Annotated in this window: 16 protein-coding genes; 10 read left to right on the top strand and 6 right to left on the bottom strand. The window is 32.2% G+C overall.

Features of this window, described 5'->3' with window-relative positions; all coding sequences use genetic code 11:
• Positions 1–21: 21 nt before the first annotated feature.
• A complete protein-coding gene (locus T410_RS01980; RefSeq protein ID WP_035668221.1) occupies positions 22–1,092 on the bottom strand; it encodes an anhydro-N-acetylmuramic acid kinase in 1,071 nt (356 codons plus the stop codon).
• 232 nt (positions 1,093–1,324) lie between these two features.
• Between T410_RS01980 and T410_RS01975 the strand changes: the two genes are divergently transcribed.
• The 8 genes from T410_RS01975 (at position 1,325) to T410_RS01940 (ending at position 7,137) form a co-directional block, all read left to right on the top strand.
• Entirely contained in the window at positions 1,325–2,464 is a 1,140-nt protein-coding gene (locus T410_RS01975) for an acyl-CoA dehydrogenase family protein (protein WP_035668220.1), read from the top strand.
• Positions 2,465–2,563: 99 nt separating this feature from the next.
• A complete protein-coding gene (locus T410_RS01970; RefSeq protein ID WP_035668218.1) occupies positions 2,564–3,241 on the top strand; it encodes a Crp/Fnr family transcriptional regulator in 678 nt (225 codons plus the stop codon).
• A 107-nt stretch (positions 3,242–3,348) separates the two neighbouring features.
• Positions 3,349–3,858, top strand: a complete 510-nt coding sequence (locus tag T410_RS01965) for a YHS domain-containing (seleno)protein (protein WP_051929333.1) — start codon at positions 3,349–3,351, stop codon at positions 3,856–3,858.
• A 10-nt stretch (positions 3,859–3,868) separates the two neighbouring features.
• Entirely contained in the window at positions 3,869–4,243 is a 375-nt protein-coding gene (locus tag T410_RS01960) for a DoxX family protein (protein ID WP_035668216.1), read from the top strand.
• Positions 4,244–4,258: 15 nt separating this feature from the next.
• A complete protein-coding gene (locus T410_RS01955) occupies positions 4,259–4,747 on the top strand; it encodes a hypothetical protein (protein WP_035668215.1) in 489 nt (162 codons plus the stop codon).
• Complete coding sequence (locus tag T410_RS01950; protein WP_035668213.1) at positions 4,735–5,445, top strand: NRDE family protein; 711 nt, start codon at positions 4,735–4,737, stop codon at positions 5,443–5,445. Before T410_RS01955 ends, T410_RS01950 begins: the two co-directional genes overlap by 13 nt.
• An 11-nt stretch (positions 5,446–5,456) precedes the next feature.
• Positions 5,457–6,491, top strand: a complete 1,035-nt coding sequence (locus T410_RS01945; protein WP_035668211.1) for a D-alanine--D-alanine ligase — start codon at positions 5,457–5,459, stop codon at positions 6,489–6,491.
• Positions 6,492–6,495: 4 nt separating this feature from the next.
• On the top strand, positions 6,496–7,137 hold the full coding sequence (locus T410_RS01940) for a hypothetical protein (RefSeq protein WP_035668209.1): 642 nt from the start codon (positions 6,496–6,498) through the stop codon (positions 7,135–7,137).
• A gap of 108 nt (positions 7,138–7,245) precedes the next feature.
• Here the strand turns inward: T410_RS01940 and T410_RS01935 are convergent, their stop codons facing one another.
• Entirely contained in the window at positions 7,246–7,815 is a 570-nt protein-coding gene (locus T410_RS01935; RefSeq protein WP_051929332.1) for a hypothetical protein, read from the bottom strand.
• A 131-nt stretch (positions 7,816–7,946) separates the two neighbouring features.
• On the opposite strand from T410_RS01935, the gene T410_RS01930 reads away from it, so the two are divergent.
• Together T410_RS01930 and T410_RS01925 are read left to right on the top strand one after the other, a co-directional pair.
• On the top strand, positions 7,947–8,624 hold the full coding sequence (locus T410_RS01930; protein WP_035668207.1) for an SDR family oxidoreductase: 678 nt from the start codon (positions 7,947–7,949) through the stop codon (positions 8,622–8,624).
• 30 nt (positions 8,625–8,654) lie between these two features.
• Positions 8,655–9,257 carry a SprT-like domain-containing protein gene (locus T410_RS01925; RefSeq protein WP_035668205.1) on the top strand — a complete coding sequence of 201 codons (603 nt, stop codon included), beginning with the start codon at positions 8,655–8,657 and terminating at the stop codon, positions 9,255–9,257.
• 12 nt (positions 9,258–9,269) lie between these two features.
• Here T410_RS01925 and T410_RS01920 read toward each other — a convergent pair whose 3' ends face one another.
• From T410_RS01920 to T410_RS01905, 4 genes are all read right to left on the bottom strand, one after another.
• The gene (locus tag T410_RS01920; RefSeq protein WP_035668202.1) at positions 9,270–10,031 is read right to left on the bottom strand and encodes an ABC transporter ATP-binding protein; all 762 of its coding nucleotides are present in this window, start codon (positions 10,029–10,031) and stop codon (positions 9,270–9,272) included.
• Complete coding sequence (locus tag T410_RS01915; RefSeq protein WP_035668200.1) at positions 10,031–10,777, bottom strand: ABC transporter permease; 747 nt, start codon at positions 10,775–10,777, stop codon at positions 10,031–10,033. The genes T410_RS01920 and T410_RS01915 overlap by 1 nt, the downstream gene beginning before the upstream one ends.
• Positions 10,778–10,855: 78 nt before the next feature.
• Entirely contained in the window at positions 10,856–11,704 is an 849-nt protein-coding gene (locus T410_RS01910; RefSeq protein WP_035668198.1) for a glycosyltransferase family 2 protein, read from the bottom strand.
• Between the two features lie 93 nt (positions 11,705–11,797).
• Positions 11,798–12,433 (bottom strand): WG repeat-containing protein, encoded by a 636-nt coding sequence (locus tag T410_RS01905; RefSeq protein ID WP_051929331.1) that lies wholly within the window; start codon positions 12,431–12,433, stop codon positions 11,798–11,800.
• Positions 12,434–12,476 lie beyond the last annotated feature (43 nt).

The following is a 12,476-nucleotide window of genomic DNA, read 5'->3' as shown; positions in this document are numbered from 1 at the left end:
GCGAATTATGTATTTTTAATATTATTTTGAGTAATAAACATTTCCAGAGCTGTGATCCATTTTAGCACCCGTAACACTGCTCAAAACATTGATTTCTTCTCGTAATTTTAATACGCCTAGTAACGCAAAAATCAACGCTTCTTTGAATTCCAGGATCTTTGCAGAAGGAATTATAATTTTCATTTCCGGTAAATAGGATTGAATACGTTCAATAAGAAAGTCATTGTATGCACCACCGCCAGTTATATAAAGACTTCCGTTTTTATTAGGCAAAGCCAAAGCAATTTGTAACGCCACATGTTCAGTGAACGTGCATAATTTGTCTTCAATAGCAATTTCGAAACGTTCAATTAAAGGTAAAACAGTTTCTTTTACAAATTCAAAACCTAACGATTTTGGGAAAGCCTTTTTGTAAAAGTCCAAAGCATTAAGCTGTTTTAATAAAGTTTCATTGATTTTGCCTGTTTTTGAAATAATTCCTTTATTGTCATAATCCAATCCCAATTGATTGGCATAAAAATTCAAAACCGTATTTACCGGTGAAATATCAAAGGCAATTCTTTTGTTATTTTGTTCAAAAGATACATTCGAAAAACCACCTAAATTCATGCAATAATCGTATTCAGGAAATAATATTTGGTCGCCAATGGGAACTAAAGGAGCACCTTGACCGCCAAGTTGGACATCTTGTACTCTAAAGTCGCAGACTACGGTTTGGTGAATTAAAGAAGCGATTTCGGATAAATTTCCAATTTGAAGCGTAAACCCGTTTTGAGGTTGGTGTAAAATAGTATGTCCATGAGAACAAACGGCATCGAGGTTTTCGATGTTATATTTTTTGATGAAATCTGTAATGATTAAGGCCAAGAGTTTTGTGTAATCTTGATTTAATTTTTCGAGTTGCTCTTTAGAATAATCAACAGCAGATTTTAAGTGTTTTATCAAGTTTAAACCGTATGGAATTGTTTCGCTTTCCAGTATTTCAAAAGCCCATTTATCATTCTTTACACTAAATTGAATATGTGCTAAATCGACTCCGTCAAGCGAAGTTCCTGACATTACTCCGATAACGTTATAGTAATCTTCCTTCATTGAATAAAATTCTAAATCAAAATTAGTAATTTCATAATAAAAAAGTATCTTTGGGTGCTTTTTTTAAATAAAAAGTAATTTAATGGAAGCAAATCAAAACAATCATCAATTTTAAAACGAAAAGTAAAATATATAAAAAAAATTCTTAAGCTGTAAATTTAAGGATTGTAATTGAGTAATTTTACTTTTATTTGTAGAGTTGAAATTTTAATAAAATAAACAATATATAGTTATGGATTTTAATCTAACCGAGGAGCAGTTAATGATTCAGCAAGCAGCTAGAGATTTTGCTCAAAACGAATTATTGCCAGGTGTTATTGAAAGAGACGAATTCTCTAAATTTCCAACGGAGCAGGTAAAAAAAATGGCGGAGCTTGGTTTTTTAGGAATGATGGTGGATCCTAAATATGGCGGTTCTGGATTGGACAGCGTTTCTTATGTTTTGGCGATTACTGAAATTGCTAAAGTAGATGCATCTTCAGCAGTGGTGATGTCTGTAAATAACTCTTTGGTTTGTGCAGGTTTAGAAAAGTACTGCAATGAAGAGCAAAAAATGAAATACTTAGTTCCTCTTGCTAAAGGAGAAGTAATAGGTGCTTTTTGTTTGTCTGAGCCTGAAGCAGGTTCTGATGCGACTTCGCAAAAAACAACTGCAATCGATAAAGGAGATTATTATTTATTGAATGGAACCAAGAACTGGATTACTAATGGATCTTCGGCATCTACTTATATTGTAATTGCTCAAACTGATGTTGAAAAAGGGCATAAAGGAATTAATGCATTTATAGTTGAAAAAGGTTGGGCAGGTTTTGATATTGGTCCAAAAGAGAAAAAAATGGGAATTCGTGGTTCAGATACCCATTCGTTAATGTTCAATGATGTTAAAGTACCAAAGGAAAACCGAATTGGAGCAGACGGATTTGGATTCAATTTTGCGATGAGCGTACTAAACGGCGGAAGAATAGGAATTGCTTCTCAAGCATTGGGAATTGCCACTGGTGCTTATGAGTTGGCTTTGAAATATTCTCAAGAACGTAAAGCTTTTGGAAAAGAAATTTTCAAACACCAAGCGATTGCTTTTAAATTAGCGGATATGGCAACTCAAATTATGGCTGCCAGAATGTTGTGTTTTAAAGCCGCATCCGAAAAAGATTTAGGAATGGATATTTCTCAATCTGGAGCAATGGCTAAGTTATTTGCTTCCCAAACCGCTATGGATACGACCATTGAAGCAGTTCAAATTCACGGTGGGAATGGCTATGTTGCCGAGTATCATGTGGAACGTATGATGCGTGATGCTAAAATCACTCAAATATATGAAGGGACTTCTGAAATTCAACGTATTGTGATTTCGAGAACATTAGTTTCTTAAATAAAATTTTGTAGTCATTAAAACCCTTTTCAATTTCGATTGGAAAGGGTTTTATTTTTTTAAATTGTTTTTTAATATATTTACTGAAAGAACTGCTTTATGCATGAAGAATTAAAATATTGGTATTTGCGCGATCATAAACTGTTTCGAACATTGAGTTTTGGACAAATTAAGCAGTTGTGTATCATTACCGGTTTTAAAAAAGCCCAGAAAGGGGAAATTATTTATTTTTCTTCTTCTGATGTGCCAAGGATTTTTTTGTTAAAAAAAGGAACTATAAAAATTGTCGCGGTTGATGAAGACGGAAATGAAACGATAAAAGACATTATTCAAAAAGGAGATTTATTCGGGGAACTTACTTTAGAAACCGATGATCAAACGAATGAATACGCAAAAGTGCTTTCTGATGACGTGGCTATTTGTAGCTTTCTAATGGCTGACTTTGAAGATCTATTATTACGAAATCCGAGTTTGGCGCTCTCTTATACCAAATTCGTTGGTTTGAAAATGAAACGCATCAAGAACAGTTATTCTAATTTGATTTCTAAAGATGCAAAAACCAGATTGTTCCAGTTTCTAAAAGATTGGGCTGAAAAAGAAGGTAAAAAAGAAGGTAATAAAGTGGTGATTGAAAATTATCTGACACAAAATGACATTGCACAGATTATTTGTACTTCAAGACAGACTGCGACTCAATTGCTCAATGAAATGGAAACTAACGGAACATTGATTTACAACCGAAAAGAAATCGTTATCTCGGATATTTCAAAACTATAGTTTCAATTATTTCGTACGTATTGTAAACTAGCTGACAAATGGTTTTTTTGATTCTAAATATCTTTGTTTAAGAAATAAACGAAGTATCATTTTTAAATTAAAATACAATGAAGTCTAAAATACATGAAGGCCAAAAAAACAGCTTTAAACTTGGAAGTAAAAAACAGATTCTTTGTCTTTTGGTTATTTTTATTTCGCTTACAACTGTTGCACAAACCGAAAATAGTCGATTAACTCATTTCAATTTAGAACATAAAGTTGCCTTACAAGGGTACGATCCGGTAGCTTATTTTAAACAAGGGAAAGCTGTAAAGGGGAAAAAAGAACTAACAGCAACTTACGAAGGGGTAACGTATAATTTTTCAATGCCTGTAAATAAAGAATATTTCTTAAAAAACCCTTTGAAATATGAACCGCAATTTGGAGGTTGGTGCGCTTATGCGATGGGGGATTCCGGCGAAAAAGTGGAAATAAACCCACAAACTTTTAAGGTTGTTGACGAAAAATTATATTTATTTTATAATGCTTATTTTAATAATACATTGAAAAGTTGGAATAAAGACCAAGCTAATTTAAAGTTAAAAGCAGAAGGTAATTGGAAAAAAACAATCAAATAAAACAGTAATTATGAAAACAACTATTTTATCTTGGATTTTACGTATTGCAGTTGCTGTGATTTTATTGCAAACATTGTATTTTAAATTTACGGGAGCAGAAGAGAGTATTCATATTTTTACTGATTTAGGAGTGGAACCTTATGGAAGAATTGGTACCGGGATTTTAGAATTGATTACTGTAATTCTAATTTTAATGTCCAGAACTATATTGCTTGGCGCATTACTAGGTTCCGGAATAATGATTGGTGCTATTCTTTCGCATCTGTTTGTACTGGGAATTGAAGTGGAAAATGATGGTGGAACATTATTTGCGTTGGCAAATATTACCTTATTAAGTTGCCTTACTTTAATCTTTTTAAATAGAGAAAACTGCCAAATTTATTAAAATTAAAATTATAATATGCTTATACCTGCTATTACTAATAGTCTGAACGAATTGATTGATTTGCTCAATCAATTGTCGAAAAAGGATTACTCAAATCCATGTGTTGAATTGAGTAATACCAGTATTGGGGAGCACACGAGACATATTATAGAAATGTTTCAGTGTCTTGAAAATCAATATGATTTAGGTGTTGTGAATTACGATAAAAGAGAACGTAACGTGGTAATTCAAACAAATGTGAATTATGCGATTCACCATATTTTAGAAATTAAAAATAATCTTGAAAAACAGAATAAAAATATCGATTTGCAGCAAGTGATTGATGGTGTGGAAATTCGAATTCAAAGTAATTATCATCGAGAACTACTTTATAATTTAGAGCATTGTATTCATCATCAGGCATTGATAAAAGTGGCTGTTTTAAAGTGCGAAAATATCACGGTCGATGAAAATTTTGGCGTTGCCCGTTCAACAATCGAATACAGAAATCAATGTGTACAGTAAGTTTTATTCATGCCCACGATACAATTATCATTACCTCAAATCGTGATGAAAAAATAATTAGACCATCAGCAATACCGCCCAAAGATTATACTATAAACGGTAAGAATGTAATTTTTCCAAAAGATTCAAAAGCCGGTGGAACTTGGTTTGTTGTTGATGCAAATGGAACTGTTTTAGTTTTATTAAATGGTGCTGGCGAAAAACACAAAGTAGTGCCTCCTTATAGGAAAAGTCGCGGTCTAATTGTGCTTGATATTATTAGCAGCGTATCGCCGAAGGGTTTTTGGAACGAAATTGATTTGGAAAACATAGAACCTTTTACATTGGTTTTATTTCAAAATAAGGAGCTGTTTCAATTGCGATGGAATGGCAATCAGAAAGAAACGACTCTTTTAGATAGTCATAAAAATCATATTTGGTCGTCTTCAACGTTATATTCAGCGGCAATTCGGGAGAAACGTACCAATTGGTTTTATACTTTTTTGGAGGCAAATCCAGAAATATCAGAAACAAAAATGCTTCATTTTCATCGCTATACCGAAGAAAAAAATCAGGAAAACGGTTTGGTTATTAATCGAAATAACGAAATGAAAACCTTAAGTATTACACAATCAATTATCAAAAAAAATAAAGTTGCTATATTGCATTGCGATTTGATTGCACAAAAAGAGTATAAAACCTCATTTATCATTATTTAAAATTTTCTCAATTGAAATTACTTTTTCATAAAATTACGCATTGGGAATATTGGCCGTTTCAGATCGTTTATGTTCCAATTTATTTTCTTTGGGCATTTTATTCACTCAAAGCAAAATCCATTTTTTTCTTTAATGCTTCAAATCCAACAATAAAAAATGGCGGATTTATGATGGAGTCTAAAAAAGCCATATACGATTTGATTCCACAACGGTATTATCCAAAAACCGAACTCATAATCGAAGGAACTTCACTGGATGAAATTCTAAAAACAATCGAATCTTCGCGAATAAAATATCCATTGATTGCAAAACCTGATATTGGCTTGCGGGGTTCTGGAGTCAAGAAAATAGATACTTTGGTCGACTTAAAAAGATATGCTGAAAAGGCAAATTTTGATTACGTAATACAAGATTTAATTCCTTTTGAAAAGGAAGTTGGGATTTTTTATGTGCGTTATCCACACGAAAAAACGGGTAAAATAACAGGGATAGTTTCCAAAGAGTTTTTAATAATCATTGGAGATGGAATTGCAACTATAGAACAGTTAATCAAGAAAAATCCGCGTTACGAATTACAGATGAAAGTATTGCAACAAGAATACGGTAAGAAATTATTGGAGGTTTTGCCAAAAGGAGAAAAACTAAATTTGGTTCCGTATGGAAATCACGCACGAGGTGCAAAATTCATTGATGGAAGTCATTGGGTAACCCCAAAATTAACTGAAACCATCAATGAAATGTGTTTACAAATTCCTGGTTTCTATTTCGGAAGATTGGATGTTATGTATACTACTTTCGATGATTTGGAAAAAGGGGAAAATTTTGCAATCGTTGAGTTGAATGGAGCTGCAAGTGAACCCACACATATTTATGACCCGAAACATTCCTTGTTTTTTGCATGGAAAGAGCTTGCTCGCCATATTACCTATATGTACGAAATAAGCGTTGAAAATCATAAAACCGGAAGCCCATATTTGTTACACAAGGAAGGGATGAAAGAATATCGTCTGCATATTGAGCAAAGTAAAAGAATAGTAAATTTCTAATCAAATGAAAGTTATAAAAAATATTCTAGTTGGTTTCTTGGTGAGTTTTATTGGCTCAATTCCACTGGGATATTTAAATATTATAGGGTTCGAAATTTACGCTGTATCTGGAATTAGTAGTTTGATTTTTTATTTATTGGGCGTTATTTCGGTTGAGGTTTTGGTGATTTACTTTACGTTGGTTTTTGCAAATCGATTGGTAAATAATAAAAAATTGATGAAAATTATTGATTTTTTTGCCGTATTTTTTTTACTGTTTTTGGGATACTCTTTTTATGCTCATTCGAATCAAACTTCAGAAAATCATAGTGATTTAGAAAGGTTTGTGAAGTATTCCCCTTTTTTTATAGGTGTGTTTTTGAATGGTGTTAATTTTCTTCAAGTGCCATTTTGGACGGGATGGAATCTCTATTTGATTAATGGAAATTATATTAATATCGACAAAAGACTTAAATATTATTATGTTTTTGGGACTTTAGTCGGGACTTTTTTAGGTATGTTAAGTTTAGTAATTATTCTGAATTTATTTTCTCAAAATACAGTCAGTTTTTCAAGATATATAGTGCCGGTAATGATTCCGTTATTTTTTGTAGTTTTAGCTCTTATTCAAATGTTTAAGGTGTATAAAAAGTATTACAAGAAGTAAGGATTTTAGACTTTCCATTAAATAACATTCTCGTTTTATAAAAGAATTATTGACTGTCGTAACACAAATGGCTAATACAGCAACAATAAATTCACACGAATTAGTGAATTAAGATACTGTCTGATTCATGTCATAAGCCAAAATAAAATAGTTGTTATTGTTGAATTGAAATTCTCCTATAATTGACCAATTTAGTTTTTCAGTATGCGCTTTTGTCGATGGAATATTGATTTTATTGATAAAGGTCAAAGCCAACGGATATCTTTTGACAATGTGTTTTCTCATGAATTCAAAAAGAGGAGTTATCAATCCTTTTCCTCTGTATTTTTTATCGATACAAATAGGTCCGTATTGAAAGCTATTAGTTGTTGTGATATCAAAGTCTAAAAATTTAAGATCTGGTAATAGCGTGATCATGTAGTTGAATATGGGCCATTGATTGAAAAAATCCCAGCTTCCTGAAAAGATGTAGGCAATAGTTTTATTATTATCTTTTGCAAGAAATAATCCTTGCTGCTCTATTACTTCGGTTAATTGGGCAATTGTGAATGGTGTGGTGACAAAACCAAACTCCTTTTCTTCTTCGGATAAATTAGAAACAAGATACAGTTCTTGTAGTGCTAATACTCCGTCAATATCACTCAGTTCTGCAATTTTAAATTGTATATTTTCTGTCATTTTCGATGAATTCAAGTCGTATTTTATTTGGTAAAATTAAGTAAAATTATAGAAAACTTTATTTTTATATTCGAAAGAATAGCCGTTGTTAAAATGATGGTTTTTTTAGTGTTTTTGTTTATTTTTGCTACATGAAAAATATAATTATTACAGGAACTAGCAGGGGTATAGGGTATGAGTTGGCATTGCAATTTGCCGGAGCTGGACATCAGGTGTTGGCCATTTCCAGAAAAATTCCTCAAGGATTATTAGGGAATGAAAATATCACTTGTCTTTCTGTTGATTTATCCAATGAATCCGAATTAGAAAAAGTGCAAGATTTTCTTTCCAAGTCTTGGAAACAAATTGATGCTGTCGTTCATAATGCAGGAAGTTTATTGTTGAAACCTTTTTCAGAAACGTCTCAGGAAGATTTTGAAAATATTTATAAAGTCAATGTTTTTGGTGTTGCTAATTTGACTCGAATTTGTCTTCCTTATTTGCAAAAAGGAAGCCATGTAGTAACAATAAGTTCTATGGGAGGTATTCAGGGAAGTTTAAAATTTGCCGGACTTGCTGCTTATAGTTCAAGCAAAGGAGCAGTAATTACACTTTCAGAGTTGTTAGCTGAAGAATATAAAGAGAAAGGTATTTCCTTTAATGTTTTAGCTCTAGGTTCAGTTCAAACAGAAATGTTGGCTGAAGCTTTTCCAGGATATCAAGCGCCTATATCTGCAGGCGAAATGGCAGATTATATTTATAATTTTACGTTGACTGGGAATAAATATTTCAACGGTAAAGTATTGCAGGTTTCTTCCACAAATCCGTAACAAAGAGTTCTAAGTTTTAAGTTGTAAATTATGAGTGAAACATTAGCGAGATACATACCGGAACATGCCGTAAAGCCAGTTTTTGAGCTAATTGTTGCTAATCAAGTGCATCTTAAGATTGTAAATGAACGACAAACTCGTCATGGTGATTATAGAAAAGGATTGAGCGGTAAGCATGAAATAACAGTAAATTCAAGTTTGAATAAATACAAATTTTTAATTACACTTATTCATGAAATTTCCCATTTGGTTGCTTTTGAAAAGTTTGGACGAAATATTAAACCTCACGGGAATGAATGGAAATATTCTTTTCAAAGATTGATGGTTCCTTTTATTCGCCCTGAGATTTTCCCCAATCATCTGTTGCCTTTATTAGCAAGACATTTTAAGAATCCAACGGCCAGTAGTGATACGGATGCTACTTTGTCATTGGCATTGAAACAATTTGACCAGCAAAATGATAAAAATTATGTATTCGAAATTCCCTACGGCAGTGTTTTTAGAATACAAAATGGCAAGATTTTTAAGAAAATTGCCATTAGAACTAAGCGCTTTGAATGTCTTGAAATAAGTTCAGGAAAGACTTATCTTTTTAATCCAAATGCGGAAGTAGAATTACTGAAATCCAATTAAAGACTATTGAATTTATCCTTTCAAATACGCTTCTCGTACTTTCTTGAATAAATTAGAAGAATAAACAAAGTCAACGACCGCTTGATTATCAGTTCTGAAAATTTCTTCTTTAGTTCCTTCCCAAGCTTTTAATCCGTCTTTAAGGAATACAATTTTCTCTCCAATTTCCATAACCGAGTTCATATCGTGTGTATTGATAACGGTAGTGATATTGTATTCCTCAGTAATTTCTTTGATAAGATTATCAATCAATATAGCTGTGTTTGGATCTAAACCAGAGTTTGGTTCGTCACAAAATAAATATTTTGGGTTGTTTACTATAGCTCGGGCAATAGCAACACGTTTTTGCATACCTCCAGATATTTCAGAAGGTAGTTTTTTATGAGCGTCAGTAAGATTGACTCTTTTTAATACAAAATCAACACGTTCCTGAATTTTTGTTCTATTGTCTTTGGTAAACATTTTTAGTGGAAACCCCACGTTTTCTGCTACTGTCATCGAATCAAATAAGGCACTTCCTTGAAATACCATTCCAATCTCTGTTCGAAGTGCTCGTTTTTCATCTGCATCTAAATTGCAGTAAACTCTCCCGTCAAAAGAAATTGTGCCGGATTCTGGCTGATGAATTCCAAGTAAACTTTTTAATAACACTGTTTTACCAGATCCGCTTTGACCAATGATTAAATTAGTTTTGCCAGTTTCAAAAACAGTCGATATGCCTTTAAGAATTTTAATATCACCAAATGATTTTTCTACGTTTTTTACTTCTATCATTACGTTAAGAGTAATTGTGTTAAAATATAATTCATCAAAATAATGGTCACTGATGTCCACACAAATGATATTGTACTAGCTTTCCCTACCTCAAGTGCCCCGCCTTTCATATAGTATCCATGAAATGACGGAATAGTAGCTAATAATAAAGCAAATATGAATGTTTTTATAAAGGCATAAGCAATATGAAACGGAATGAATTCTCGTTGTATTCCATCTACAAAGTCAACGCTGCTTCCAAAACCGCCGTATACACTGGCAATATAACCGCCAAGAATACCAAGAAACATTGCGATTCCTATTAAGAATGGGTATAACAATAATGCCATTAGTTTAGGGAAAACTAAATAATTTAATGAATTTACTCCCATAACTTCAAGCGCATCGATTTGTTCCGTTACTCTCATGGTGCCAATACTTGAAGTGATAAAGGATCCCATTTTTCCTGCCATAACCACTGAGATAAAAGTAGGGGCAAATTCTAAAATAATGGATTGTCGCGTAGCAAAACCAATAAGATATTTAGGAATTAAAGGATTTGTTAAGTTTAATGCAGTTTGTATGGCAACAACACCTCCTACAAAGAAAGAGATGAAAGCGACTATTCCAAGAGAGCCAATAATTAAATCATCAATTTCTTTGAAAATAAGATTTTTCATAACAGACCATTTGGTTTGTTTGTTGAAAATTTCTTTCAGCATTAAGAAGTATCTTCCTATTTGCGTTATATATCGAATGAGCATCATATTTTTGCGATTATGGGCTAAATTAAGGATTAGTTAGCAGTTTATAGTTTACAGATTATAATTTTTTGATTGATGAGGCTAAAAAAGCTTTTCTTTCATTTTCTTTAAACGATACTTGCGAATAAATTTTGCTTGTTCTGTAGTGACCAATAAAGGGGTTTTAGCCGCTTTGGCTTTCCAAAAACCTTTGATGTAATCTAAAAAGAGTAACGGTTTCTTTTTCATCATCGCCAGTTTTGCCGAGGCAATCGATGTAATTAAAAATCCGTAACCAAGTGTGTAAAATGCCTCGCCTTGTTTGTATCGGGCTGTTTTGTTGTAGTTTGCACCTGTAGGTTTTAGGTGTTTTACTATTAATGAAGGATCAGTTACGACTTTCCATCCGTAAAATTTAGACAGTAATTCGTCAACAGTGTCCCAACCCATAGCTGGTTTAAGATTTCCTATTTGTTTAAAGCATTCTTTTCTATATGCTTTGAATGCGCCACGAATGTGGTCTTTATCAGTTAGGTTTTCTAGAATCCATTCGCCATTTTTTTCAATATAAGCGAAACCACCTGCCATTCCTATCGTTGCGTCTTTTTCGAAAACATTTAAAATAGTTTCAAAATAATTGTTGGGTAGAATTAAGTCGGCATCCAGTTTTACGATGACATCATATTGGTCATCTAAGGTTTCAAAACCTTTGTGAAATGCCTGAATGACTTTACTTCCAGGAAGATGTATCGCGCTGGAAGTTTTATTTACTAAAGTAATAAATGGATTTTCTTTTGAGAAAGCGGTTACAATTTCGGCAGTTTTATCAGTGGAATTGTCATTGACAACTACTATTTTTTTTGGTAAAACAGTTTGTGAAATCAATGATTCCAAAGTCAAAGTAATAAATTTTGCTTCGTTGTGTGCAGGTATTACTATGTATAAATTCATTTTAATTATAACTTTATTTTAAGGTGTAAAGTTATAATTTTACTTCATGAAAAAGGGGATTTCTATAATGAAATCCCCTTTTTATGAAATAAATTAATCGTTATTTGTTAAGGCTCCTTTTTTCTTTACAAAGGCTTCGATATTGTCATAGACTGCAGGAATGACTTCTTTTCCTGATTTGTCAATAAATCCTAATTTTTCTTTTCTGTCCTTTACTAAAGACCAATTTTTTCTAACTGTATCAAACTTATCAATATTTACATATTTTAATGGAACAACTATACTTCCTGATTTGTCTATAAATCCTTTTAGACCATCTTTTTCGACTAGTATCCATTCTTTTGAATATTCTCCAAAATCACCAAATTTGTCATAAACTGGCGGTACAATTTCTTTTCCTGAATTATCAATAAATCCAAATTTACCATCTTTTTGAATTAATGCCCATCCTGTAGAATAAACATTATAATTGTTAATTACTTCATATTTTGGTTCAATAATAATTTTTCCTGTTTTGTCGATAAAACCATATTGGTTGTTAAGTTCTACTTTAGACCAATTAGGATGTTGTAAATCAAATTCGGTAATCGAATTGTACTTTGCTGGAATTATTTCTACCCCATTTTCATTTATAACTCCAAACTTATCGTCTGAACTAACTATAAATAATTTTTGGCCAAAAGAAAAAGTGCTTAATAGTAATAATGAGTAAAAGTAAATTTTTTGCATAATGTTTATTTGAAGATTAAAGTTATTTCAAATATACTATAAA

It is taken from the genome of Flavobacterium sp. 83 (assembly GCF_000744835.1).
Lineage (GTDB): Bacteria > Bacteroidota > Bacteroidia > Flavobacteriales > Flavobacteriaceae > Flavobacterium.
Note: the sequence above shows the minus strand (reverse complement) of the source record. Positions and strands in the feature narration are given on the sequence as shown.